Raw genomic sequence first — 23,313 nt, forward strand, 5'->3', positions numbered from 1 at the left:
TGGCGTGTTCGGATCCTGCGTAGCCGGAAGCCGGGAAAGGAAGTTTGTGCTTGCGCAACCTGGTTGCGGATTCAGGGAGTCCGTGAACGCGGTTGCCCGTCGGGATGGTAGTGTCCCACCGCTTGGTGTAAGAGGCCTCGCGCGGACCCCCCGGCGTAGCGCAGCGCGCGGCCGGGTGTGACGCTGGCGGCCAGCGTCAATCTTCGGGCAGGTTCGGGTTGCAAGACCTTGAACCAAGAACGGAGACGACGATGACCGACGACAGAATGACGCTGATCGAGCTGGTTGAGAAGCAGGCTGACGGCGACCTCGTCCGCGAGATGCTGGCCTTCGCGGCCAACGCGCGAACCGGCTTCTTCACCGCAGCGGCTCAGCAATTGGAGTCTTGTACGGGCTGACGTCGAAATACGTGCCCGAACTGGAAGCGGTCGCCCACTCGGCACACGGTCGCATTGTCGCTCGAGTGGGCGACCGCTTCCACGTCAACTCGGCTCGGGTAGCGGTCGAGCTGGCGGCCGCGGGCATGGGGATAGCCTATGCGCCCAGGTTCGCGATCGCGGATATGTAGGATTTCGAAATAGACAGGGGACCGGGCAGGGCCATCTATCTCAAAGTTGGTGCTCTGCCTCGAAAAACACGGGCATTTCTCGACGTCGCGGCCAGAGATATGCTGGCCGCTCGGCCCCTCGAACGCGTGCGTGTCTGTCTTTGCCGGTCAGGCGGGAGAGCTGTCATCCTCGTCCTGTCCGGACTTTATTCCGCGTCGGAAGGCCGTTAACCCCTGCCCGACCTCACCCATGAGGGAGGAGATCTTGCCGCGGCCGAACAGGACGACAACGACGACGAGGATCAGGGCCAGTCCGGTCAGACCGATGTTGTTGAGCATTGGGTGTTTCCATTTTCTGCCGGCGCGGACTGCGGGGGGGGGGTGTCAGGATGCCGCCAGGGCATGCGCCCGTTCTTACAGATTATCGCGACACCGACATTGCGATCTCGCAAACTCGCGCCCGATCAGCCCTTGGTCGGGAGACCCAGAAGGAAACTCTGCACCTCCTCCTCTTCCGCCTCGGTCAGTCCGGGCTGGGTCCTTCCCTGCAGGTCGTCGGGGACGGTCCACCCAGGTTCTATCCCGGTCATGTCCGGGAGCTCATGTGCAATGCCCTTGTGGCAATCGATGCAAGTGCGCTCCCCGGTCAGCAGATACTCTGTATGAATTTCCGCCGCGCGGGGCGACTGCCTCGACAGGTCCATGGCCACTTCGGAATGGCAGTTCCGACATTCCAGGCTGTCATTGGCCTTGAGCCGCCGCCATTCACGCTTCGCCATCACTAGGCGATGCTCGAGGAACTTCTGCCGTGTGTCGATCGTACCGAAGATTTTCCCCCATACTTCCTTGGAAGCCTGCATCTTCCGGGCGATCTTGTCGGTCCATTCGTGCGGAACGTGGCAATCCGGACATCCTGCTCGCACGCCGGACCGGTTCGAAAAATGCACGGTATGGGACAGTTCTTCGTAAACGTTGTTCTCCATTTCATGGCAAGAAATGCAGAACTCCTCGGTGTTCGTATATTCCAACGCGGTATTGAAAGCGCCCCAGAAAGCGACACCGCCGACGAAGCCGCCCAGTGTAAGGAATCCGAGGCCAAGGGTTCCGGCAGGCGTCCAGAGGACACGCCAGAACCAGCGAAAAGGTTGAACAAGCCAGCGCATGTCATTCGCCCCCCGCGCCGGCGGCGCCAAGTTCTGACATGTCGGTGAACGTGTTGCCGATCAACGCTTGGGTGTCGGCCTGCGGCACGTGGCACTGCGTGCAGAAATACCGGCGCGGCGAGACGTCGGCCAGCATCTGTCCCTCGCGCGTCATGTAATGCGTGATCGATATCATCGGCGCGCCGGAACCCTCGACATGCTCACGCCGGTGACATGTCATGCAGCGGTTGGCGTTGACCGACAACTGATATCCTTGGATCGAGTGCGGGATGATCGGCGGCTGTTCGGGATAGGCACGCATCTGGCGGACATCGTCCGTGACGTAGTCCTCTAGCGGTTCCGCCGGAACCGGCTTCATGGGATCGGGCGAGGGCCCCGTCAGTTCCGGGACGCTCTGGGCGAAGACAAACGTTGCGGTAAAGCAGGCGGCGGTGATTGCTGTAAGACGGACCTGACGCATCACACGGCCTCCACGCGAACCGCACATTTCTTGAAATCCGTCTGCTTCGAGATCGGATCCGTCGCGTCCAGCGTGACCTTGTTGATGAGCTGACTCGCGTCGAACCATGGAACGAAGATAACACCTGGGGGCATGCGGTTGCGCCCGCGGGTCTCGATACGGCTAAGGATTTCGCCCCGACGAGAGATCACGCGCACCTCCATGCCCTGGTTCAGCCCGCGTTCGCGTGCGTCGATGGCATTCATGAAGACCTTCGCGCCCGGGAAGGCCTTATAGAGTTCCGGCACCCGCATGGTCATTGATCCGGAATGCCAGTGCTCCAGAACACGGCCCGTCACCAGCCACATGTCGAATTCGTTGTCGGGACTTTCGGCCGGTGGCTCGTATGGAACCGAGATGATTACCGCGCGCCCGTCCGGTTTGCCGTAGAACTCGACGCCACTGCCGGCGGTCACGTAGGGATCGTGCCCTTCTCGGAAGCGCCAGCGGGTCTCCTGACCATCGACGACAGGCCAGCGTAGTCCGCGTACCTCGTCGCTCTGGTATGTGTCGTAGGAGGCAAGATCGTGGCCATGCCCGCGCCCGAAGGCGGCGTATTCCTCGAATAGCCCCTTTTGCAGGTAGAATCCGAAGTGATTTGCTTCCTGGTTCTCATAGTCCTCGCGGACATCTTCCAACGGATACGCATCGACCTGTCCGTTGGCGTAGCAGACATCGAAGAGCGTCTTCCCGCGATATTCGGGATGGGCATCGAGAATTTCGACCGGCCAGATCTCGTCTGTGGTGAAGCGTTTTGAGAACTCGGCCATTTGCCACAGGTCCGACCGGGCCTCGCCCGGCGCGTCAACCAGCTGGTGCCAGGCGTGGGTGCGGCGCTCGGCATTGCCATAGACGCCCTCCTTCTCGACCCACATGGCGGCGGGCAGGATAATGTCGGCTGCCATGGCCGTGACTGTCGGATAGGCGTCCGACACCACGATCATGTTGTCCGGGTTGCGGTAGCCTTGGTAGGTCTCATTCTGGCTGTTGGGCGCCGCCTGCAGGTTATTGTTCACTTGTACCCAGTAAAAATTCAGTACCCCGTCCTTGAGCATTCGGTCCTGCAGTACCGCATGAAAGCCCGGCTTGGTGTTCAGCAGGCCGTGTGGCAGCTTCCAAAGCTCTTCGGCGTGATGAACGTGCTCGGGGTTGGTTACCACCATATCGGCGGGCAGCCGGTGCGCGAAGGTGCCGACCTCGCGTGCCGTGCCGCAGGCCGACGGTTGACCGGTGAGCGAAAACGGCGAGTTGCCCGGCTCGCTGATCTTCCCGGTCAGAAGGTGGATGTTGTAGACCATCTGGTTCGCCCAGACGCCGCGGACGTGCTGGTTGAAGCCCATCGTCCAGAGCGACATGACCTTGGTGTCGGGGTCGGCGTAGAGCTCCGCGAGTTCCTCAAGGAAACCTGGCTCGACGCCCGATAGTTCGCTTACGTAGTCCAGCGTGTAGGTCGACACGTGCTCCTTGAACGCCTCGAAATTGCTGTCCTCCATCAACCCCGGGTTTCCCGCGCCGGTTGCGGCCTGCTCCAGTTCGTGCTCCGGGCGAAGGCCATAGCCGATGTCGGTGGCCCCCTTCTTGAAGGTCGTGTGCTTGCCGACGAACTCCTCATTCACCCTGCCCGTCTGGATGATGTGGTTGGCGATGTAATTCAGGATCGCGAGGTCAGTGCCCGGCTTGAACACCATAGGGATGTCGGCCAGGTCCATCGAGCGATGGCTGAAGGTCGACAGCACAGCGCATTTCACACCGGGCGTGCCCAGCCGACGATCTGCCAGCCGGGTCCATAGGATCGGGTGCATCTCGGCCATGTTCGAGCCCCAGAGCACGAAGGCATCGGCGTGCTCGAAATCGTCGTAGCAGCCCATTGGTTCGTCGATGCCGAATGTTCGCATGAAAGCGACGGCTGCCGAGGCCATGCAATGGCGCGCGTTGGGGTCGAGGTTGTTCGACCGGAAACCGGCGCGCATCAGCTTCGTCGCGGCGTAGCCCTCGAGCACAGTCCACTGGCCGGACCCGAACATGCCGATGCCCTCAGGCCCCTTCTCGGCCAACACCTTCTTGACGCGTTCGGCCATGACGTCGAAGGCTTCGTCCCAGCTGACCGGCTCGAATTCGCCGTTCTTGTCGAATTCGCCATTGGTCTTGCGCATCAGCGGCGTGGTCAGACGGTCCTCGCCATACATGATCTTGGACAGGAAATAGCCCTTCACGCAGTTGAGGCCTCGATTGACCTCATGCTGCATGTCCCCATGGGTGGCGACCACCTTGCCTTTCTTTACGCCGACCATGACCCCGCAGCCGGTTCCGCAGAATCGGCAGGGCGCCTTGGACCACTTGATTTTCAGTGCATCTACACCGCCGGGAACAGGTTGCGCGAGCGCGTCCTGCGGGATGCCTGCGGCGGAGGCGGCCAGAGCGGCGGCCTGCGCTTTCAGAAGCTGGCGTCGGGTCACGTCGAGTGGCATTGGGGCTCCTCCGTATCATCGGCTTCTTCGGCATGTTCGAAGACCATGTTGGCTACAAGAACGCCGGGCATCAGGTTGATCTCGGTCAGCCGGTCGCCCAGCTGGCCGGTACTTGTTCCCTCGATGGTCACGATCAGGCGCGTGGCATCGCCGCCGTGCACTTCGACACCGTCAAGCGCCTCGACATTGGCGCGGACAGCGTCGCGTTCTCCCTGCGTGACGCTCACCACGGCGGATGACACATGCCAACGTTCATCAGGCATCTTCCTTCTCCCTCTCGACCGCGCGGATCGCCCCGGCTGGGCAAGCCGAGGAACAGGCCGCGCAGCCAGTACAGGATGCTGTGTCCAACTGCGGCTGAAACGGCGCTCCGATCCGCGGTTTCATCGTGATCGCTTCCTCGGGGCAGGCATCGCGGCACGTCATGCAGGCGATCCCTGCCTGCACGAAGCAATCCCCGTTGATTTCCATCACGTGGGCCATGCTGGCTTCGTCCGCGAAGACGTTTTCCGGACAGGCATTCTCGCAGTCGAAGCAAAAGGTACACTCGCCGGCGTCGGGCAGCATGGCCACACCCTCCGGCACGATCTGCAGGATGTTCTCCGGGCAGGCGTCGACACAGGCACCACATCGCGTGCAGGCTTGGAGCGAGGTTAAGTCCACGCCCGGCGGACGCGCGCGAAATGGTGGCGGACTCGCCTTGCCGCGCAATAGGTCGCGGCGGGATATGGAATCATGGGCAGGCATCGATTCAATGGCCCGGGGGTCCTGGCGGCCCGGCGATTAATTGGAACATCCAGACGAGAAATCCGTAGCCGCCCACGACGCCAACGGCGACAACGGGCCAGACTCCGAACGCCAAGAACAAGAAATGGATCAGTTCTCTGCGTCCCGATCCGGACCCTGTCGGGTGATTTTCGGTTGCTTGTCCCTCAGGCAAGGCGGCCTCCATGAATTCAGCAGCATTCTGTTGAAGAACCTTGAAATGATCACGGAAAAGTTAGCAGTGCCGCTGCCATGTTTTCAACCTTTGCGTGCATCATGGCGAGTCCCCGCCTTTTTTAGGCTGCGGGCCCAGTCGCACTGCAGGTGAGCGAGGCGTCACCGGAAAGCTACCCCGCGTTAGCACCTGGCCTTCGGCGTCGACGACAAGTCGGAATGCGCGCTCGCCGCGATAGAAGGTCATGCGCCAACGGCCCTCGTCCTTGTCCACTCCAATCTCAGTGCGGCTGCTGATGCGCCCACTGTGCATGTCGTCCCGGACTTGCTCCGCCGTGATTCGGAAGGCCCGCGCGATGACGGAAGCGTCGACAACAAAGCCGTTCCCTGTCTTGGAAATCTCGTCCATCTCCTCACCTCAGCTTCTCGTCCGGCCTATCCCCGTGGGCGCCTGCGACAGTCTGCGCACTCCCATGCGCTTGCCACCCAACAAATCGGTATCTATAATACTTATTAACGAACGTCCCCGCCAAATGCAATCGTCACGAAAGCGCTGCATCCGTTGATTGAGATCCAGACACCCCCCTCACGTAGCCCCTCCCTGCGGCCGAAGATCACCGCCGAGCTCGAGGCGCGAACAGGGTTGGACGACAGCGTTTTGCGTCAGCTGGTTCACACATTTTATGGAAAGATCCGAAATGATCCCGTCCTCGGCCCGATCTTCGCGGAGCGCATTACCGATTGGCCGCCGCATCTTGAACGGATGACGACCTTCTGGTCGTCCGTCGCCCTGATGACAGGGCGTTACCACGGCGCGCCGGTACCGAAACACGTGAGCCTGGCCGTCGATAGGTCTCACTTCGACCGCTGGCTTGTCCTTTTCAGCGAAACCGCCCGCGAAGTGTGCAGCCCAGCGGGCGCCGACCACGTGATCGAACGGGCCGAGCGCATCGCCCGGTCGCTGAGCGTCGCAGTCGAAGACGCCCGCAGCACCGGCATTCCGAAGCTCGCCTGATATCGCCTGAAACCGGATCCGGTCGATTCACAACTAGATACGGTGAGCACGCTCTGCCGTGGCGAAGCTGGTCACGCCCCCAGATTCGCGCGATAATCGATATCAACACCACATTATGGATGGCAGATGCGCCTAACCTCTTTCACCGACTATGGGCTTCGCATGCTGATGCGCCTTGCCAGCGCGCCAGATCGGGCCTTCTCCACGGCCGAACTGGCGCAGGAGTTCCAACTCTCCCGCAACCACCTTACCAAGATCATGCAAAAACTTGGAAAGGCCGGTCTGGTTCAGACCCGGCGCGGCGGTGGTGGCGGCGCCACGCTGGCCTGCGCACCCGAGGAGATACGGCTAGGCGACGTGGTAAGTCTGTTGGAAGAGGGACAGGCGCTTGTCGAGTGCTTCCAGCCCGGCGGCGGCGATTGCACGATTGAAGGATGCTGCCGTCTGAAGGGACGTCTTCGCGTCGCCAAGATGGCCTTTGTCGAGAACCTCAATCGCTCGACCCTTGCAGATGTCGCGCTCTCGGCACCCGAGCCGGCCTGACAGGTCCCTCTGCGCGCACTGCGTACGTTGACCCCAAGCGGGATATCACTTAACCCGGCGACAACGAGGCGATGGCGTCGCCACGTTCTTCCCCGCATTTGTCCTGGACGCCCGGACCTGTTCGCGCACCCAATCCGGTGCCAGAGGAGGTTTCAAATGGCACAGCTGGTTGCCGTTCCGTTTCAAGCTGCCCTCGTTGAGAAGCGACTGGGCATGGTCGCGATGTGCGTTGCAATGGCGTTGCTGCCGATAGGCGATGCCATTTCCAAGTCGTTGACCGCCTACGCGACAGCCTTCGAAGTGACCGTCTGGCGGACCCTGGCGCAGGCGATGTTTTTCGTGCCCGTGGCGCTTAGTTTACATCGCAGGCTCTCGGGCAGCATCTTTTCGCTGCCCGCGCTGATTTCTGCTGGGCTGATCCTAACCGTGACTCTGTCGCTGGTTAGCGCCTTTGCCGCCATGCCCATCGCCACGGCCATAGCGATCTTCTTCGTCGAGCCACTTCTTCTGACCCTCTTGGCGGGCCCCTTCCTGGGAGAGGCGCCAGGCTTGCGCCGCTACACCGCAGTTGGTGTCGGGCTGGTCGGCGCCCTGATCGTGATCCGGCCGAACTTTACGGAATATGGGCCGGTCGTGCTGCTACCTTTGCTGGGTGCGCTCGCCTACGCGCTGAACATGATCGTCATGCGTCGCGCCACACGCACCCGATCGCCGCTTAGCTTCCAGTTCGGCGCGTCGCTGATGGGCGCTGGGCTGGTGCTGTTGGCGTATTTCGGAGCGGAGCTGGGCGGGGTGCGGCTCACAGACCTCGGTGCGTTGCCGGTCTGGGCGGCCTTGTCGGTGCTCGGGGCCGGTGCGCTCGCGATGGCGGCGTTTCTGCTAATCACATTCGCTTTCAGCAAGGTAGAGGCAAGTCTTCTGGCCCCCTTCCAATACCTCGAGATCGTTGGCGCGACACTGGTCGGCTACCTGATCTTCAGCGAAATCCCTGACAGCATGACCCTCATCGGCACGGCGATCATCCTCGGCTCGGGCGCCTATGTCTTCCACCGCGAGCGCGCTCGCAACGTCGACGCCGCCGCAACTCAGCGGCTCGAGAGATAGGCTATTTCACTGAGGCCATCCCGCGCATGGCGGCGACAATGGTCTCCAGGTGGCGCCGCATCGCAGTTTCGGCAGCGGGGGCGTCCCCCCTCGAGATCGCATCGACGATCTTAGCGTGCTGGTCGCCATGCAGCCCGGTGAATTCTCCTACGCCAAGCCGGCGATAGGTCCGATCCCATTCGCGCTGCCATGCCGCGCGCCGTCGCGCATCCGCGAGATGGGCCAGCAGCCCCGTCAGGATCGGGTTTGCCGCCACCTCTGCCACGCCGCCGTGAAAACTTGCGTCCGCCGCTTCGGCGGCGGCACGCGTCGTGACCTGCAGTCCCTTGTGGACCAGTTCTGAGAGGAAGGCGGTCTTCCGATGAGTTGACCGCCGGGCCGCTTCGCCCGCGATGGCCGGCTCGATCAGAAGCCGCGCCTCCATGAGCTGCAACGCCGAGACCGCCTGCAACTGCACCGTCTCGCGCACCGGATGACCAAGCGGGGCAGCGCCGCGGAAGGTACCTTTGCCGACCCTGCGCCATATCTCGCCTTCCGCTTCGAGGCGAGCAAGAGCCGCGCGCAGCGTCTCGCGGCTGCATCCTACATCGCGGCACAGCTGCCGCTCCGTCGGCAGCCGTTCACCCGGCGTCGGTGCCATCCGGTCCAACATGCCACGCAGTAGCGCGAGCACGGTATCGGGGGTGAAGCGGGTCATGCGGTGCAGTCCATTCAGACCAATTTGCAGACCAATACTGCAGACGCAAGAAGGCAAGTCTGATTCCCGCTCGGAGGCCCATCATGCTGTCCTACGCCGTCCTGATTGTTGCCGGCTTGCTCGCAGGTGCCCTAAACGCCGTCGCAGGCGGCGGCACCTTTCTGTCATTCCCCGCGCTGGTCTGGGCAGGCGTACCGCCGGTTGCGGCCAATGCCACGGCGACGCTCGCCGCCCTGCCCGGCTACCTAGGAAGCACATGGGCCTTTCGCCAAGACATCGCCGCCAGTCACCGCCTGCCGCCTCTGCTGGTTATCGGTACCGCGGCACTCGGCGGGGGCCTGGGCGCGTTCCTTCTGCTCGCTACGCCAGGCGAGGTGTTTTCGGGCATCGTGCCGTGGCTGCTGGGCTTCGCTACGGTGATCTTCGCGCTTGGCCCGCGCATTACCGCACTGTTGACGCGGCGGGGGCTGGGCAAGCCTGGCGTAGTCGCCGTCACGCTAACCCTGATGATCGTGACCAGCTATGGCGGGTACTTCAACGGCGGGGTCGGAATCCTCCTGCTGGCCGCGCTTGGTTTGTTGGGCATGAGCAATCTGAAAGAGATGAACGGTCTGAAAAACCTCATGTCATCGATCCTGTCGCTGATATCGGTCACGATCTACGTCGCCGCCGGGCTGATCGCGTGGAAACACGCGCTGGTGATGGGCCTTGCCTGCGCCGCGGGTGGCTATTTAGGCGCCGCCCTTTTCCGCCGCGTCTCAAAGCCAGCGGTCCTGCGGGTCTTCATCACGCTGGTCGGAACAGTTATGACCATCGTTTTTTTAGTGAGATAAAGGCACTCTTTCGAACGTTCCACATCGAGCGAGCCTAACCTTTTCGTCACGACGCAGGAGCCGCTCTCCATCCTGTCTCCGGAGTTGCGGGGCGGTGCGCCAATGTTTGCCAATCCGCATGGGTGCTTGTGGCGAGGTGCCACAGTTTCCCGTCACACGGGCACAGGAAGGCGTGCCCGATCATTCGAGATCGGGCAAGAATACCGTCAGGAACCCGAGGCAGAGAAGCGTGGAGAGATATCCGAAGACCTGCTGCATCCCGATCTGGTCCGCCAAAGCCCCGAGGGCAGCAGCGCCCAGCGCGCCGACGCCGAATGCAAATCCGAAAACGAAGCCTGCGACCATGCCGATCTTCTGTGGCATCAATTCCTGCGCGAAGACCACAATGGCCGAAAAGGCAGATGACAAGATCAGCCCGACAAGGACACTGAGGCCGACGGCAGTCCACAGTGGCGCGTGAGGCAACACGAGTGCGAACGGGAGAGCCCCGAGGATGGATCCCCAGATCACCTTTTTGCGGCCAAATCGGTCTCCGACAGGACCACCGAAAAATGTGCCAAACGCGACCGCAGCGAGGAAGATGAAGAGCAGGCCCTGCGCCTCGGGCACGCTGACGTCGAATTTTTCAATCAGGAAGAACGTATAGTAGCTCTTGAAGGTCTCGATATAGACGAACTTGCTGAGGAGAAGTGCTCCCAGGACCGAAAAGGCGATGACAAGGCGGCGCCGCGGCAAGGTTGGCCCGACGGCCTCGTGCTTGCCGGCAGCGTGTGCCGTGCGCTGGTGATGAGAAAACCAGCGTGCGATCCAAAGCAGCACGATGACCCCGCAGACGGCAAGCAGTCCGAACCAGACAGTGCTGGCCTGTCCCAGCGGAAGTACGATCAGTGCGGCCGCAAGAGGGCCAAGCGCTGTGCCCACGTTCCCTCCGACCTGGAAGCTGGACTGGGCGAAGCCGAGTTTGCCGCCAGAGGCCATGCGGCAAACACGAGATGCCTCAGGGTGAAACAGCGCAGAGCCGACCCCGAGTACAGCCGATGCCAGCAGAAGCGCCGGAAACGAGGAGGCCGTCGCGAGTAGCCCTACCCCGATTGCAACAACACCCATGGAAACAGCCAGAGAATATGGTTTCGGTCGCAGGTCGCCGTACAACCCAAGGACCGGTTGCAGAATGCAGGCCGTGATCTGTTGAGCCAATGTCAGCAGACCGAGCTGAAAATAGCTCAACGCGTACTGAGACTTCAGGACGGGATAGAGTGCCGGCAGCAGGAACTGGATCAGGTCGTTGATCAGGTGGGTGCCGCTCACGGCAAGAATGACGGAGTAGGAGGTGGGAAGCACTGCAGCGCGTTGTGTGGTCATAGTTGGCCTCGGCGTGAATCGGCACCGCAAGGTGACCGGGCATGGGTTCCAAATACCTGATGACGGATTCTCAATTGGGTTTCACGTCAGAACGGAACACCCTATGCTGTAGGAAAACTACAGGCTCGACATGCCCAAACAGCGTACAACCCTGCCGCCCATGAACGCCCTTCGCCACTTTGAGGTCGCCGGGCGACATCAGAATTTTCGTATGGCCTCGGAAGAACTCGGCGTGTCGCAAGGCGCCGTCGCGCAGCAGATCCGGTTGCTTGAAGACCACCTTGGGCTGCCTCTGTTCGCTCGTCTGCCGAGGGGGGTTGTCCTCACGACCCGCGGCGCGGCGTATCACGCCGAGCTCGCACGCGCTTTCGACATCCTCCGACAGGCGAGAAGCAAAGTGGACGACAGTGATGGTCACTTGACCGTAAGTACCACGCCGACCTTCGCCACAAGGCTCTTGATTCCTAACCTTGCCTCGCTGAATTCTGTAGCGCCGGGGGTAGAGATCCGCACCGTCGCGACAGTTTCGGTTACTGATTTTGATCGGGATCAGATAGACATAGTGGTGAGGGAGACGAGGCCGCCATTCCCGGCTGACCATGAGGCAGAACTCCTATTCCGCCAAGATCTGATCATTGTGGGCAGCCCGCATCTGCTCGGAAACACGAGAGAGCAAATGACACGGGCTCGAGCGCGGCACATGCCCCTGCTCCACGACGGCAGTGGCCACTGGAAGCAGTATTTCGGGACGACGGATCCGTTGCCAGGAGCCACGTTCAACCAGATCTCACTTGCATTGGATGCGGCTCTTTCGGGCCAAGGGTTGGCTATCGTCAGTCGCGCCTTTGTCCAGCAGGATCTCAAGGCGGGCCGATTGGTCGATGCGGGTCCCATCGGATATGAGCCAGCGGTTGACTACTTCCTGGTCCGAAAGAGATCCGCCCACCCGCGTCCCGTGAGTGACCAGATCTGGAAGTGGTGTCTCGATACGTTTGCGGAGAAAAAGTGAGCGCAGGCTTTTTTGCCGCCACCACATCATGGCACGCTATCCGCTGAAAATGCGTTCCTCAGATGGTCGGATACCCTGTCGACCACGATGATCTCCTGCCGACCTGCGATCTTGACCGCGACCTCGCCATTGGTGGCTTCACGCTGCCCGATGACCGCATGAACGGGCACTTCCTGGGCGCGTGCGGATACGATCCGTCTGGACAAGGTCTCGTTCTCGTCGTACATCCGGCAGCGAATATCGGCATTCCTCAGGATGTCGTGCAGAAGGATGGCATCTGCGTGCTGCGACGACAATGGTCCGAATGCTTGGATTCATTTTTCTTCTCAACTAAGATGACGCGGAAGTCGCCACTGCGTCACGTCGGTCCGGGTCGGCTACGGATGAGTGATTTCGGATAACATCCGGGGTCGTCCCCACAGACCGGAATTGCGGTTCTAAACTGATGACGCGAACCGGCTCGGCGCTCCTGGTGGCATGGCTCCTCTCAGGGCTGTCCTGTCAGGCAATCATCTTGAGAGTCTGCAGGCTTGCGCGCAACAGAACTTGCTGTGCGGCAAGGGCGGCAAAGTTCTCGATCGCTGCCTTGTCCCGGTCACTCCAGACCCTCGGGTGCGTCTCGGCAGCGCATACGGCTCCGATCGGATCGTTTGCCGGCCCCAGCAGCGGCGCGCCGAGGTATGCCTTGATGCCGCATTCCCGCTGAGCCGGATGGTCGCGGAATGACCGGTCAAGACTGAGGTCCCTGATGACCACCGTGCCGCCCCGCAAGCGGACGTGGTTGCAGAGCGAGAACGAAAGCGGGGTGGACAGGTCTTTCAACGGCTGGCCGTCAGGACCGCGACTTGCCTTAAACACCTGGCGCTCGTTGTCATCGTCGATGACGGTGACGAGCGCGAATGAGGCGTGCAGCATCATTTGCACCAAATCGGCGATGTTCTGAAATACGGGATCGGTCCGAGCCTCGAGTAACCCAAGGTCACGAATACCATACTGAGACACGGCCAGTTTCCTTTTCGGCATAGGGAGGTTGTGCGCATTTCGGACCAAGAACCATCGGCTCGCGATGAACGGAACCTTCAAATCGGAAGCATACGAAATGCTCAAAAGCGTTCTATAACCGGACCGAAACGAGGGGAAGCTTCTTTTTCTAACACGCGCTTTATGTGAGCTCAATCTATGCCTTAGTTTTAACACAATGCGGCCTCCGCCGGGTGGTTAGGGTCAGGACTCGTTCTCTCTCAAAGCCAGAAGATTACGGTCGCAGCGAGTGCGATTGCTGAGAAGAAGGTTTGTGGGCAGCGGTCATAACGGGTCGCAACCCTCCTCCAGTCCTTGAGCCTGCCGAACATGATCTCAATGCGGTTGCGACGTTTGTATCTGCGCTTGTCGTACCGGACGGGAGTCTTCCGTTTCTTCCGGCCCGGGATGCAAGGACGTATCTTCTTGTCCTGCAAGGCTTCTCTGAACCAATCGGCATCATAGCCACGATCTCCGAGAAGCCATTTCACGTTGGGCAGCCCGCTGACGAGCGCACGTGCCCCGATGTAGTCGCTGACGGGACCGGCGGTCAGGAACAGGTCGATGGGTCGGCCTTGGCTGTCGCAGATGGCGTGCAACTTCGTGTTCATGCCGCCCTTGGTTCTACCGATCAGGCGTCCACGCCCCCTTTTTGACGCCCAAGCTGGACGCCGTACGATGAGCTTTCAGATGAGTTGCATCGATCATCACGGTCGTCTCCTCGCCGTGCTCTGCGGCCAGCCCCGCCATGATCCGGGCGAAGACGCCCCGGTCGCTCCACCGCTTCCAACGGTTGTAAAGCGTCTTGTGCGGGCCGTATTCCCTTGGCGCATCTCTCCACCGCAAGCCATTGCGATTTATGAAGATAATCCCGCTCAGGACACGCCGGTCATCAACCCTAGGCTTGCCGTGCGACTTGGGGAAGTAAGGCTCCAGACGCGCCATCTGCGCATCGCTCAACCAGAAAAGATCAGACATGTTCACCGCTCGTTTTCGAACGGTGAATCACGATCGACAAACCAAATCAATGGGTCCTGACCCTAGCCTATGATGCGGCGCCGCACTTGCAGGCTCGGGGCGTCAGCGAGGTCATCGCTCTCCAACTTGGACGTATCGCCAGAGGGCCGCTCCGCAACTTTCCGGCGCAAGCCGGATGGCGTCTCAACCGTGCGCCGTGCCAACGTATGACGGGTCAGCACCAGCCGGCGAAGACCTAGTGTCGTGGTGAGATCGAAGAGCATATCGGCGATTCGTTCCTCCGCTTCAGGAACAACGAGTACCTCGAGCCGAGTGACCGGACGCCCCTTTTTGCCAAAGGCTTGAGACAGAACGAGATCGCGCAGTCCATCTGCCACGCGCAGTTTTCCCGCCGCCCAGCCGATCTCCTCGCCGGTCATATCGTCGATGTCACAGGCGAGCTGAATCACGATATCGGTTTGTCGACCATGGGTTGTAGCAAAGGCGGTGACGCGGAGGATATTCGGTAGCCCCGGTAAATCCCGCGTCCCTGCACCGCTTCCAATGGCCTGCAATGACCCGGCCGTCCGATTGCCGTTCCCGTGCCCCCCGGTCACATGCGCAAGTATTGCCGCCCCGGTCGGTGTCACTCGTTCGCCTGGCACTCCGTCATCGATCCAGTCATAGCCTTGCAGAATCTCGGCCGTTGCCGGGGCTGGCACCGGCAGTAGGCCATGAGCCGTCTTTACGCGCCCAGAACCAAGGGGCAGCGCACCGACGCTCCAGCTGCACTCCGGCAAGGCCGCACAGATGCTGCCCGCGGCGGTTACATCCATCAGCGCATCCCAATCCGCGATTTCATGGAAATGCACTCGGTCCAGTGGGATGCCATGCACCGCCGCTTCGGCTACAGCGATGCGGTGGAGGATCGCCGTGGCCTCCGACGTGGTACCCGGAGCGAGGTCCGCCGCCTCGATCAGAGATCGCATCGCCCGGTAGGTGGTCTCTTCGCCGTGACGCGCATTCCCAGCCTCGCCAGGAACCAGCCGCAGGCGCCGGACTGTGATGCCGGCGCACCGCCCGGTATTCAGCTCGGGCCGTCCTGCGATGGAGGGCAGTATTGCCTCGATGTCCCTTATGACCCGACTCTCGAGGTCGGGAAAAGCGTCGAGCATCGCAGCCACGAACATGTCCCCAGCGGCACCGCCAACCGGATCGAGATGCAAATGCATGCCTCGGCGGTCTGTCATGCGCGCGACTCCTCCCAGCGATCGGCAAGAATGCCATCCTGGAACCGCATCTCCTGAAGGTTCCCTATTATCTCGACACCGGGACGGTCCCGCAATTCCGGGAGCATCGCCTCGGACGCATAGAAGTACTCCAGTTGTAGCGTGTTGCGGATCCGCAGCATCCGCGGACGCGTCACATCCTCGGCGCCACAAGTCTTGATCACCGCCTGGATCGCGGAGCGTTCGTCCGGCATGACCATAGGTATTTTGGCCTGCGCCAGCACCGTCGATGTCAGTGCATTGGCATACACCGCCTCGCGGTCGAAAGCCTCCTCGAGTGCCTGGGTCACCACGTCAGCGCGCGCCGCGCCGTTGCCGTTGCCGTTGCTGCGCGGCGAGAGGCGAAGTGCGGCGAGGCGCGAGATATGCAACGTTCCCTTCATCTTGGGCGATGAAAAGCGGTGCGTAATATTGGGGTCCATACCGGTGCCGGAGAATTCCTTTCCGATCTCGTCGACGACCAGCACGTCGAGCTGGCCCTCCGCAGTCTGTGCATCGACTGGTCCAAGCGGTAGCCGCGGCATGTTCGCCATTGCTTCTTCTAGGAAAGGCTGCTCAGCTTCGAGCATGCCGTCGCGGTCGAGAAGGACAACACGCGCGAGCTGATCGTATGCGTTCTCAATCGTCCCGATCCCGAATAGCACCTTGCAGCGTTCGAGTTTCATCCGGGCCATCGCGTCAATATAGATCGGAACGGCGTCGATCCCGCGGGAATGGCAGGTCTCGGCGCCTGACTGCTTGCCGAGGCCGATGGCCAGCATCTTGGCCAAGCCGCTCTCGTTCGGTGCGCGGAATGAAGTGTGCGGCTTGATCCGGTTGAACAACACGATCCCGTCCGCCTCGTGAGCGAGGCAGTCGATCCGAACTGACATACCGTTGTCAAGGCGCCCGACCTCGACAGTATCCATTGACGATCGTATCGGACAGCCGATGCTCTCCTCGGTGACGCCGAGCTTGGCGAGAAGTGCACTTTGTCCCTCGGCGGTGGCGCCACCATGGCTGCCCATCGCCGGTACCACGAACGGATCGGCGCCGCGGGCCCGAATATCTGCAATCAGGGCGGTGAGGAGTTCGGGGAATGCGGCGATACCGCGGCTGCCGGCGGTAACTGCGACCGACATGCCGGGCTGAAGCCTATCCGCACCGGGCCCGGACATCGCCTCGTGTATCGCGGCGGCCGGATCGTCAATTCGCGCTCCGTCGAAGCTTTGTCGACAGAGAGCCATACGCGGCAACGGGGTATCTTCGACCATCTTAACGTAATTGGGTCGCTTGGAATCTGGCATGTCGTCTCTCTCCTTCCTCAGCCCGTGTCCTCGATTGACCCGCGCCCGAACGCCTTCTCGCCGATCCTGTCGATCTCCAAGGACCGCCTCGCTGAACAAGAGGCGATCAACAGGGTGAACTGCAAGAGGTCTTAGTCAATTTCGTCAAGCGTCATCTACCCGTCGATTGCCAACCGCAATAGATCCCCTTGCAATCGCACACCGACTCGACTGCGCGGTGTTCGAGGCCAGCTTGGTCGCCGGCACGGGATACGATCCTCCACTGTCCGTGGTGAAGCAGATCGCCTTCTCTTCGTGCGCGACCTGGCTGGTGGCGTTCGGACCGTTCCGGCCGCATGCGTGTTTCTCAACGTCACAGGACTTTCCCGGGATTCATCAATCCATGTGGGTCTAGCGCGTCCTTGATCTGCTGCATCAACTGCAGCGCTACCGGATCACGATAGCGGCGCAGCTCGCCACGTTTGGCCAGCCCGACTCCATGCTCCGCAGAGAACGATCCCCCCATCTTCACGACGATGTCGTGCACGATCCGGTTCAACGCATCGTATTCCCCTAGAAAATCGGCATCTGACATGTCGACTGGGCGAGTAAGGTTGAAATGGATGTTGCCGTCGCCAAAATGCCCGAAGGGACACGGTCGCAGGTTAGGGACATGCGCCCGTACCGCCGCGACGGCTTCGGTGAGGAAGTCGGCGACCTGCGCAACCGGCACCGCGACGTCGTGTTTTATCGACGCGCCGTAGCTCTTTTGCGCCTCAGACATGTTCTCGCGCATTGCCCAGAGCGCATCCCGTTGCGACTCCGAGGCACCGATGACCGCGTCGAGGATCTCCTCCGCTTCCAGCGCATCCGCGAGTACGGCCTCAAGCCGCGGCCCAATATCGGCCTCTGAGTCCGATGTGGCCAGTTCGACTAGTGCATAGGCCGGATAGGCCTGAGCCATCGGATCAGACGTCCCGGGACTGTGTGCAAGGCTCATCTCAAGCCCCAGCCTCTCAAGATACTCGAAGGTGGACAGAATGTCTCCGTGCCGCGTGCGAAGGCGGTCGTAGAGTGCCAGTGCGTGGTGCGGCCCGCCGCAGGCGACAAGCGCGGTGGCCCGGGAGACCGTTTTGGGGAACAGCTTGATTACTGCCGCGGTGATTACGCCGAGCGTTCCCTCGGCGCCGATAAAAAGGTTCTTTAGATCGTAACCGGTGTTGTTCTTTCGCAAACCATTGAGGTCGCGAAGGATCTGCCCGTCCGGCAGCGCAACTTCGAGACCGAGAACCAGATCGCGAGTGTTCCCATAGCGCAGCACCGCCGTGCCGCCGGCATTGGTGGCGAGATTTCCGCCGATCTGGCACGATCCTTCGGAGGCGAGGGATAGCGGGAACAGCTTGCCGATGCGGTCGGCCTCCGCCTGAACCTGGGCAAGAATGCAGCCCGCCTCGACAGTCATCGTGGCGTTTATCGGGTCGATATCCCGGACTTGATTGAGCCTGCCGGTCGTCAGGATCACCCCGCCGTATGGCACCCCGCCACCTACGAGCCCAGTATTTCCGCCTTGCGGCACCACAGGCACTCCCGCCGAGGTGCAAATGCGCAGACAAGCGGCCACCTCCTCGGTGGTGCCGGGGCGGATCTCGGCGCTCGCAGTGCCGCGGAACAAACCGCGATCCTCTACCAGCCTTGGCGCGAGTTCGGATGCACCCGTGACGACGTTGCGCGCGCCGACTGCTGCCCGCAATTGGTCGAGCACGCTTTCCGGAGCCACGACGGGCGCGTCCTGCAGGGTGAGCGTCATGAACAGCCTCCTTCGACGGATTGACGAAGCCGCGCGGACTCGCGCAGCTTGGTGATGGTCGTTCGGGTCGAGATCTGCTCGGGCTCAGTGATCAGCTCAATCAACGCGGCCCGGCCGCTAGCGCGCGCTCGCTCGAAGGCCGGGCCGAAATCTTCTGTGCGCGTTACCTGTTCGGCATGCGCCCCGAGGCCTTCTGCGACGCGGCAGAAATCGGTCGCAGATAGATCGGTGCCGCTGACCCGCTCAGGGTGCTCGCGTTCCTGATGCATGCGTATAGTGCCGTAGGTGCCATTGTTGACGAGGATTATGATCGGAGTTGCGCCATAATGAGCGGCAGTGGCAAGCTCGGCGCCGCTCATCTGGAAGCCGCCATCGCCGACGAAGGCAACTACGCAGCGACCCGGATGGCCGAGCGATGCGGCGACCGCGACGGGCACCGAATACCCCATCGCGCCGCAGGTCGAGCCGAGCTCCCGCCCCGGACGACCGAAGCGCAAGTAGCGCTGCGCCCAGCCTGTATGGTTGCCCGCATCGAGCGTTACGATCGCATCCTCGGGCAGCCGCGTACGCAACTCTCCCACCGCGACATCCATATCTAGCTTCCAGGCCGCAGTCTCCGGTGGGGTGGTATCCGACAGGTACTCGGCCCGCAGCCCCTCGGTCCAACCCGCCCAGTCATCCGTACGACCGAGATTCAGGTCCGCCAATGCGGCGGCCGCTTCTGCCGGTGCGCAGGCAAGGCCAATCTCGGGTGAATAGACCCGTCCAATCTCATCCGGGTCGGGGTGTAGATGCACCAACCTGAGACCGGGATCCGGCGGCGTGATCGCCTCGTAGGTCTTGGTCGTCATCTCGCCAAGGCGGGCACCAATGACTAGGAGCAGATCCGCCTCCCTGAGGCGCGCAATCAGTGCCGGTCCGGTCGAGGTCCCGAAATCTCCAGCATAGACCGGAGAGCGATTGGACACGATATCTTGCCGTCGGAACGAGCAGGTCACCGGGATGCCGTTGCGTTCGGCAAAGCGAGTGATCCCGGCGCAAGCCGCATCGTCCCAGCCCGATCCGCCAACCAAGATCAGCGGCCGCTCAGCCTGTTTCAATGCCTCCCCGATATTTGTCCGCCCCTGGGGCGACAGCGCGGCGCGCGTCGGGGCGTACGCAGGCGCATCAGCGACGCGCGCCCGCTCGGTAAGCATGTCTTCCGGTAGCGCGATCACCACGGGCCCAGGGCGACCGGACGTCGCAACGCGGAATGCCCGCGCCATGTATTCGGGAATCCTTGTTGGATCCTCGATCTGCGTCACCCATTTCGCGATGGGGCCGAACATCGCGCGGTAGTCGATCTCCTGGAACGCCTCCCGGTCGGTGGTGCCCCGTGCGATTTGCCCGACCAGAAGGATCATGGGGGTCGAATCCTGCTGGGCAATATGCACCCCGATCGCGGCGTGGCAGGCACCCGGTCCGCGCGTGACCATTGCAATACCGGGCCTCCCGGTTAGCTTTCCGTGCGCCTCGGCCATGTTGGCCGCGCCAGCCTCGTGCCGGGCATTGATTAGGCGGAAACGGTCGCGCACGTCGTAGAGCGCGTCGAGCACCTCGAGGTAGCTTTCGCCTGGCACGCAGAAGCCGGTATCGGCGCCGTGGTTCAGCAGCTGGTCTACGAGGATCTGCCCGCCGGTACGGATCCGGGTTTCAGATGTCATGAGCATGGGTACAGGTCCGCTTTTGGAACAGTCATTCGCCGGTTTCAGTCGCCAGCGTTGAGGGCTTGAAGTACTGGCCCGCCAATACCACCGCGGCAATGACGAACCCGGTCAGAGTCATCCGCCAATCCGGGTAGATGAGAAACAGCGCGGCAGCCAATAGTGCCGGCGCCTGCCAAGCATTGAGGCGGCCGAAGAAGTACCGTTGCAGCGCGGCAGCAAGGAAGATCACGCCCACGGTCGCTTGCAGGAGCACCAGCACGATGCGATGGGCCTCGCCCTGCATCAGGATGGTCGGTTCGTAGACGAACATGTAGGGAACGATGAAACCGGTGGCGCCGAGCTTTACCGCCGCGATGCTGGCTTCGACGATCTTGGCCCGCGAGAGTGTATTCGCGGCGTAGACCGCCATCGCCACTGGTGGTGTGATCGCCGACAGGATGGCGAAGTAGAACACGAACAGATGGGCCGCCTCTACCTGCACGCCGAGCTTGACCAGAGCCGGCACCAGAAGCGAGACCTGCACGATGTAGGCCGGGGTGGTGGGCATCCCCATGCCGAGGATGATGCCCGCTACCATCGACAGCAGCAGCGCGAGTAGCAACGTGTCCTGTGCGGCCGAGATCACCATGTTCGAGAAGGTCAGGCCCAGACCAGTGATGTCGATGACACCAACCACAATCCCGGCGCAGGCGCAGGCTGCGGCGATCGACAGCACGTTGCGTGCGCCGTTCTCGAGCGCAATGAGTATGTTGTCTAGGGTGACATAATGCCGGGTGGTTGAGCGCAACAGGGTGCAGGGAATCACAGACATGATGCCGCACAGCGCCGAGAATGGCGCCGAATACCCCATCAGCAGTGCGCCGATGATCACTGCCAGGGGCAGGAACAGGTGACCTCGATCACGCAGGACCTTACCAAGTGGGACCTGGTCCTCGCGCGGGACAGATCCGATGCCGCGGCGCTTGGCCTCGAAATGCACGGCAGCGAAAAGCGCGACGTAGAACAGGACGGCAGGCGCAAGTGCGTATGCCGCGACGGTTAGATAGCCGACGCCGAGGTACTCCGCCATTACGAATGCCGCTGCGCCCATCACCGGCGGCATGATCTGCCCACCGGTCGAGGCGACGGCCTCGACAGCGCCAGCGAAGGCAGGCTTGAAGCCCATGCGTTTCATTAGCGGAATCGAGAACGTCCCGGTGGTCATCACATTGGCGACGGCCGAGCCCGAGACCGACCCAAAAAGTCCGGATGTCACGCATGCAACCTTGGCCGGGCCACCGGCCTGCCGCCCGGTGATAGCTACGGCGAAATCCATGAATAGTTGACCGACGCCCATGCGCTCCACGAAAGAGCCAAAGATGATGAACAGCACCATGTAGGTCGCCGAGACCGCGATCGGGATGCCGAAGATACCCTCAGTGGTCATCATCAGTTGCTCCATGATCACGCTCGGAAGGGTTGAGGTGAACAGGAAACCGTAGGCGAGAAAGCACAGGGCAGTAATCGGTAGCACTGGCCCGAGCACGCGGCGAGTGCCCTCGAGCACCAGAAGCGTCAATACGATCGCCGCAATGAGATCGATCGGGGTCAGGGGGTCGACGTAGATGAACCGGCTGAAGATATAGTCGAGGTTGAGTGCCGGATAGAGCGCGGCAAAAAAACCTGCCGCCGCAAGCCCCAGATCGTACCAGGCGGGACGATCGGTCGTGAACCCTCGTGCTGTGGTCGTAAGGAAGATGAGCAGCAGTGCCAGCGCAACATGCAGCCCGCGCATCACATAAGGACCTGGCGTGCCGGAAAAGGCCACGTAGAGATGCCAAAGGGCCATTCCGATTAGTGTGATGCGGGCGATGCGCGCGAGAAGCGGCATGCGGTCCGTGAGAATAGATAGGTGCATGGCGGATATCCCTCGAAGCCGGCCTGAACTGCGATCAGTTGCGGGAAAGCCGCCCCGCCTGGCAGCGGGGCGGCGGCCGCAGCGATGCGGCGATCATTGTTGGATCAGCCGCCGAAGCTGACGCCGCGCTCCTCGTAGAATTCTTTCGCGGCGGGGTGCATTGGCACACCGATGTCGGCGGCCATGTCTTCGGCGGTAAGGTCCGCCATCGCCTTGTTGATCGAGCCCATCGATTCAAGGTTGTCGAGCACCCCCGACAGCACCGCCTTGACGATCTCGCCATCGAATTCGCAATCAGCGACCATGTGGGTATCGTAGGTGATCGCCTGTTTGGGTTCGTCAACGCCAGGATAGGCTCCTGCCGGCACCTCGCGCATCTGAAATGCGGCGTTTTGGGCCTTGAACGTTTCGAACAGTTCCTCGCTCACGCCGACGACGTCGATGTCACGCGACGAGGCGATGTCCATTACCGCACCCGCCGGCATCGCAGTGCCGAGGGTGAAGACGTCAGCGTGCCCGTCCTTCATCATCGAGGCGCTGTCGGAATAGGAGACGTGGCTGACATCGTCCAGATCATCGTAGCTGAGCCCCAGTGCCTCCAGCGCCGCCCTGGTCAATAGTTCACCGGTATGGCCATTCTGCTGCGTCGTCAGGCGCTTCCCGGCGAAGTCCTCGACCGAGTTGATCTCGGCAGAGTCGAGCGCGATGATCTGGAAGTACTGCGGATAGAGTACCCCGAGGTTGCAAACCCCCTCTGTCGCCTCACGGAACGGCGCTCGTCCTTTCTGGCCGTCGACAGTGGAGATTGAGTTTGCAAAACCAATCGGGAACCGGCCGGTGTCGACGCCGACGACATTGGCAATGCCGGCGCCCGGCGTGACGGTGATGCTGATATCCGGGCGCGCCTTCTCGACCGCCGCCTTGATCGCCCCGCCAACAGGGAACCACGAGCCTCCTTGAGAGCCGGTCGCCATTACGAAGCTCTCGGCCTGCGCGGACATCGCGCTGGCGCCGACGACAAAGAATGCGGCCACAGCGCGAGCTGCGACGTTGAAACGATAGGTCATTGGATCCTCCCAATCTACGTATCTTGCTATCTGACCCGACATCCGCCTCCGCGGATCCTCCTTGCGCCGGATCGTGCACTGAACGGAAAACCGTTCTTCGGACAGGCTGTCGCAACGCCGGCCAAC

25 protein-coding genes are annotated in these 23,313 nt (G+C 61.7%); 6 read left to right on the plus strand and 19 right to left on the minus strand.

What is annotated here, in order from left to right; translation table 11 throughout:
• The first annotated feature begins 251 nt into the window (after positions 1-251).
• Positions 252-398, plus strand: a complete 147-nt coding sequence (locus SALMUC_RS30035; protein WP_020040118.1) for a hypothetical protein — start codon at positions 252-254, stop codon at positions 396-398.
• A 317-nt stretch (positions 399-715) separates the two neighbouring features.
• Here SALMUC_RS30035 and SALMUC_RS20015 read toward each other — a convergent pair whose 3' ends face one another.
• The 8 genes from SALMUC_RS20015 to SALMUC_RS20045 all read right to left on the minus strand — a co-directional run bounded on the left by SALMUC_RS20015 (position 716) and on the right by SALMUC_RS20045 (position 6,025).
• Positions 716-886 carry a twin-arginine translocase TatA/TatE family subunit gene (locus SALMUC_RS20015; protein WP_020040117.1) on the minus strand — a complete coding sequence of 57 codons (171 nt, stop codon included), beginning with the start codon at positions 884-886 and terminating at the stop codon, positions 716-718.
• Between the two features lie 125 nt (positions 887-1,011).
• A complete protein-coding gene (locus SALMUC_RS20020) occupies positions 1,012-1,710 on the minus strand; it encodes a NapC/NirT family cytochrome c (protein WP_021120698.1) in 699 nt (232 codons plus the stop codon).
• A 1-nt stretch (position 1,711) separates the two neighbouring features.
• On the minus strand, positions 1,712-2,170 hold the full coding sequence (locus tag SALMUC_RS20025) for a nitrate reductase cytochrome c-type subunit (RefSeq protein ID WP_021120699.1): 459 nt from the start codon (positions 2,168-2,170) through the stop codon (positions 1,712-1,714).
• Positions 2,170-4,677 (minus strand): periplasmic nitrate reductase subunit alpha, encoded by a 2,508-nt coding sequence (gene napA / locus SALMUC_RS20030; RefSeq protein ID WP_020040114.1) that lies wholly within the window; start codon positions 4,675-4,677, stop codon positions 2,170-2,172. Before napA ends, SALMUC_RS20025 begins: the two co-directional genes overlap by 1 nt.
• Positions 4,662-4,940: a chaperone NapD gene (locus SALMUC_RS20035; protein ID WP_037372464.1), complete on the minus strand. Its 279-nt coding sequence runs from the start codon at positions 4,938-4,940 to the stop codon at positions 4,662-4,664. Before SALMUC_RS20035 ends, napA begins: the two co-directional genes overlap by 16 nt.
• The gene (locus SALMUC_RS20040; protein WP_037372466.1) at positions 4,933-5,424 is read right to left on the minus strand and encodes a ferredoxin-type protein NapF; all 492 of its coding nucleotides are present in this window, start codon (positions 5,422-5,424) and stop codon (positions 4,933-4,935) included. The genes SALMUC_RS20035 and SALMUC_RS20040 overlap by 8 nt, the downstream gene beginning before the upstream one ends.
• Positions 5,425-5,428: 4 nt before the next feature.
• Positions 5,429-5,629: a periplasmic nitrate reductase, NapE protein gene (gene napE, locus SALMUC_RS29120; protein ID WP_084514035.1), complete on the minus strand. Its 201-nt coding sequence runs from the start codon at positions 5,627-5,629 to the stop codon at positions 5,429-5,431.
• Positions 5,630-5,716: 87 nt separating this feature from the next.
• Positions 5,717-6,025, minus strand: coding sequence for a DUF6522 family protein (locus tag SALMUC_RS20045; RefSeq protein ID WP_020040111.1), 309 nt, complete (start codon positions 6,023-6,025; stop codon positions 5,717-5,719).
• Between the two features lie 234 nt (positions 6,026-6,259).
• Here SALMUC_RS20045 and SALMUC_RS20050 point away from each other — a divergent pair, with 234 nt between their 5' ends.
• The 3 genes from SALMUC_RS20050 to SALMUC_RS20060 all read left to right on the plus strand — a co-directional run bounded on the left by SALMUC_RS20050 (position 6,260) and on the right by SALMUC_RS20060 (position 8,278).
• Positions 6,260-6,631 carry a group III truncated hemoglobin gene (locus SALMUC_RS20050; RefSeq protein ID WP_021120702.1) on the plus strand — a complete coding sequence of 124 codons (372 nt, stop codon included), beginning with the start codon at positions 6,260-6,262 and terminating at the stop codon, positions 6,629-6,631.
• Between the two features lie 126 nt (positions 6,632-6,757).
• Positions 6,758-7,174 carry an RrF2 family transcriptional regulator gene (locus SALMUC_RS20055; RefSeq protein ID WP_020040109.1) on the plus strand — a complete coding sequence of 139 codons (417 nt, stop codon included), beginning with the start codon at positions 6,758-6,760 and terminating at the stop codon, positions 7,172-7,174.
• A gap of 156 nt (positions 7,175-7,330) precedes the next feature.
• The gene (locus SALMUC_RS20060; RefSeq protein WP_020040108.1) at positions 7,331-8,278 is read left to right on the plus strand and encodes a DMT family transporter; all 948 of its coding nucleotides are present in this window, start codon (positions 7,331-7,333) and stop codon (positions 8,276-8,278) included.
• Position 8,279: 1 nt separating this feature from the next.
• On the opposite strand, the gene SALMUC_RS20065 is transcribed toward SALMUC_RS20060, so the two are convergent.
• Positions 8,280-8,975, minus strand: coding sequence for a FadR/GntR family transcriptional regulator (locus SALMUC_RS20065; protein ID WP_020040107.1), 696 nt, complete (start codon positions 8,973-8,975; stop codon positions 8,280-8,282).
• Positions 8,976-9,058: 83 nt separating this feature from the next.
• Between SALMUC_RS20065 and SALMUC_RS20070 the strand changes: the two genes are divergently transcribed.
• Entirely contained in the window at positions 9,059-9,808 is a 750-nt protein-coding gene (locus SALMUC_RS20070; RefSeq protein ID WP_020040106.1) for a sulfite exporter TauE/SafE family protein, read from the plus strand.
• A gap of 180 nt (positions 9,809-9,988) precedes the next feature.
• Here SALMUC_RS20070 and SALMUC_RS20075 read toward each other — a convergent pair whose 3' ends face one another.
• On the minus strand, positions 9,989-11,170 hold the full coding sequence (locus tag SALMUC_RS20075) for an MFS transporter (RefSeq protein WP_020040105.1): 1,182 nt from the start codon (positions 11,168-11,170) through the stop codon (positions 9,989-9,991).
• Between the two features lie 130 nt (positions 11,171-11,300).
• Between SALMUC_RS20075 and SALMUC_RS20080 the strand changes: the two genes are divergently transcribed.
• Positions 11,301-12,179, plus strand: a complete 879-nt coding sequence (locus SALMUC_RS20080) for a LysR substrate-binding domain-containing protein (RefSeq protein ID WP_020040104.1) — start codon at positions 11,301-11,303, stop codon at positions 12,177-12,179.
• Between the two features lie 26 nt (positions 12,180-12,205).
• On the opposite strand, the gene SALMUC_RS20085 is transcribed toward SALMUC_RS20080, so the two are convergent.
• The 9 genes from SALMUC_RS20085 to SALMUC_RS20130 form a co-directional block, all read right to left on the minus strand.
• Positions 12,206-12,475, minus strand: coding sequence for a His/Gly/Thr/Pro-type tRNA ligase C-terminal domain-containing protein (locus tag SALMUC_RS20085; RefSeq protein ID WP_020040103.1), 270 nt, complete (start codon positions 12,473-12,475; stop codon positions 12,206-12,208).
• 205 nt (positions 12,476-12,680) lie between these two features.
• Positions 12,681-13,181 carry a GAF domain-containing protein gene (locus tag SALMUC_RS20090; protein WP_020040102.1) on the minus strand — a complete coding sequence of 167 codons (501 nt, stop codon included), beginning with the start codon at positions 13,179-13,181 and terminating at the stop codon, positions 12,681-12,683.
• Positions 13,182-13,420: 239 nt separating this feature from the next.
• A protein-coding gene (locus tag SALMUC_RS29125) for an IS5 family transposase (protein ID WP_156883578.1) occupies positions 13,421-14,177 on the minus strand; the annotation gives its coding sequence in 2 pieces (ribosomal slippage) (positions 13,421-13,847 and positions 13,846-14,177; 759 coding nt in all).
• Positions 14,178-14,239: 62 nt separating this feature from the next.
• Complete coding sequence (gene larC, locus SALMUC_RS20105; RefSeq protein ID WP_020040099.1) at positions 14,240-15,406, minus strand: nickel pincer cofactor biosynthesis protein LarC; 1,167 nt, start codon at positions 15,404-15,406, stop codon at positions 14,240-14,242.
• Positions 15,403-16,731, minus strand: coding sequence for a nickel pincer cofactor-dependent isomerase, group 22 (locus SALMUC_RS20110; protein ID WP_020040098.1), 1,329 nt, complete (start codon positions 16,729-16,731; stop codon positions 15,403-15,405). The genes larC and SALMUC_RS20110 overlap by 4 nt, the downstream gene beginning before the upstream one ends.
• 352 nt (positions 16,732-17,083) lie before the next feature.
• Complete coding sequence (locus tag SALMUC_RS20115; protein WP_020040096.1) at positions 17,084-18,517, minus strand: FAD-binding oxidoreductase; 1,434 nt, start codon at positions 18,515-18,517, stop codon at positions 17,084-17,086.
• Positions 18,514-20,226, minus strand: coding sequence for a thiamine pyrophosphate-binding protein (locus SALMUC_RS20120; RefSeq protein WP_020040095.1), 1,713 nt, complete (start codon positions 20,224-20,226; stop codon positions 18,514-18,516). The genes SALMUC_RS20115 and SALMUC_RS20120 overlap by 4 nt, the downstream gene beginning before the upstream one ends.
• 25 nt (positions 20,227-20,251) lie before the next feature.
• Entirely contained in the window at positions 20,252-22,120 is a 1,869-nt protein-coding gene (locus tag SALMUC_RS20125) for a TRAP transporter permease (RefSeq protein WP_020040094.1), read from the minus strand.
• 104 nt (positions 22,121-22,224) lie between these two features.
• Positions 22,225-23,187 carry a TAXI family TRAP transporter solute-binding subunit gene (locus SALMUC_RS20130; protein ID WP_020040093.1) on the minus strand — a complete coding sequence of 321 codons (963 nt, stop codon included), beginning with the start codon at positions 23,185-23,187 and terminating at the stop codon, positions 22,225-22,227.
• Positions 23,188-23,313 lie beyond the last annotated feature (126 nt).

It is taken from the genome of Salipiger mucosus DSM 16094, from assembly GCF_000442255.1.
GTDB classification, from domain to species: Bacteria; Pseudomonadota; Alphaproteobacteria; order Rhodobacterales; family Rhodobacteraceae; genus Salipiger; species Salipiger mucosus.

Bases quoted from the DNA above. Each gene is read 5' to 3' on its own strand.
- SALMUC_RS30035 (WP_020040118.1), top strand. From the start codon at position 252: ATGACCGACGACAGAATGACGCTGATCGAGCTGGTTGAGAAGCAGGCT.
- SALMUC_RS20015 (WP_020040117.1), bottom strand. From the start codon at position 886: ATGCTCAACAACATCGGTCTGACCGGACTGGCCCTGATCCTCGTCGTC.
- SALMUC_RS20020 (WP_021120698.1), bottom strand. From the start codon at position 1,710: ATGCGCTGGCTTGTTCAACCTTTTCGCTGGTTCTGGCGTGTCCTCTGG.
- SALMUC_RS20025 (WP_021120699.1), bottom strand. From the start codon at position 2,170: ATGCGTCAGGTCCGTCTTACAGCAATCACCGCCGCCTGCTTTACCGCA.
- napA (WP_020040114.1), bottom strand. From the start codon at position 4,677: ATGCCACTCGACGTGACCCGACGCCAGCTTCTGAAAGCGCAGGCCGCC.
- SALMUC_RS20035 (WP_037372464.1), bottom strand. From the start codon at position 4,940: ATGCCTGATGAACGTTGGCATGTGTCATCCGCCGTGGTGAGCGTCACG.
- SALMUC_RS20040 (WP_037372466.1), bottom strand. From the start codon at position 5,424: ATGCCTGCCCATGATTCCATATCCCGCCGCGACCTATTGCGCGGCAAG.
- napE (WP_084514035.1), bottom strand. From the start codon at position 5,629: ATGGAGGCCGCCTTGCCTGAGGGACAAGCAACCGAAAATCACCCGACA.
- SALMUC_RS20045 (WP_020040111.1), bottom strand. From the start codon at position 6,025: ATGGACGAGATTTCCAAGACAGGGAACGGCTTTGTTGTCGACGCTTCC.
- SALMUC_RS20055 (WP_020040109.1), top strand. From the start codon at position 6,758: ATGCGCCTAACCTCTTTCACCGACTATGGGCTTCGCATGCTGATGCGC.
- SALMUC_RS20060 (WP_020040108.1), top strand. From the start codon at position 7,331: ATGGCACAGCTGGTTGCCGTTCCGTTTCAAGCTGCCCTCGTTGAGAAG.
- SALMUC_RS20065 (WP_020040107.1), bottom strand. From the start codon at position 8,975: ATGACCCGCTTCACCCCCGATACCGTGCTCGCGCTACTGCGTGGCATG.
- SALMUC_RS20070 (WP_020040106.1), top strand. From the start codon at position 9,059: ATGCTGTCCTACGCCGTCCTGATTGTTGCCGGCTTGCTCGCAGGTGCC.
- SALMUC_RS20075 (WP_020040105.1), bottom strand. From the start codon at position 11,170: ATGACCACACAACGCGCTGCAGTGCTTCCCACCTCCTACTCCGTCATT.
- SALMUC_RS20080 (WP_020040104.1), top strand. From the start codon at position 11,301: ATGCCCAAACAGCGTACAACCCTGCCGCCCATGAACGCCCTTCGCCAC.
- larC (WP_020040099.1), bottom strand. From the start codon at position 15,406: ATGACAGACCGCCGAGGCATGCATTTGCATCTCGATCCGGTTGGCGGT.
- SALMUC_RS20110 (WP_020040098.1), bottom strand. From the start codon at position 16,731: ATGCCAGATTCCAAGCGACCCAATTACGTTAAGATGGTCGAAGATACC.
- SALMUC_RS20115 (WP_020040096.1), bottom strand. From the start codon at position 18,517: ATGACGCTCACCCTGCAGGACGCGCCCGTCGTGGCTCCGGAAAGCGTG.
- SALMUC_RS20120 (WP_020040095.1), bottom strand. From the start codon at position 20,226: ATGCTCATGACATCTGAAACCCGGATCCGTACCGGCGGGCAGATCCTC.
- SALMUC_RS20125 (WP_020040094.1), bottom strand. From the start codon at position 22,120: ATGCACCTATCTATTCTCACGGACCGCATGCCGCTTCTCGCGCGCATC.
- SALMUC_RS20130 (WP_020040093.1), bottom strand. From the start codon at position 23,187: ATGACCTATCGTTTCAACGTCGCAGCTCGCGCTGTGGCCGCATTCTTT.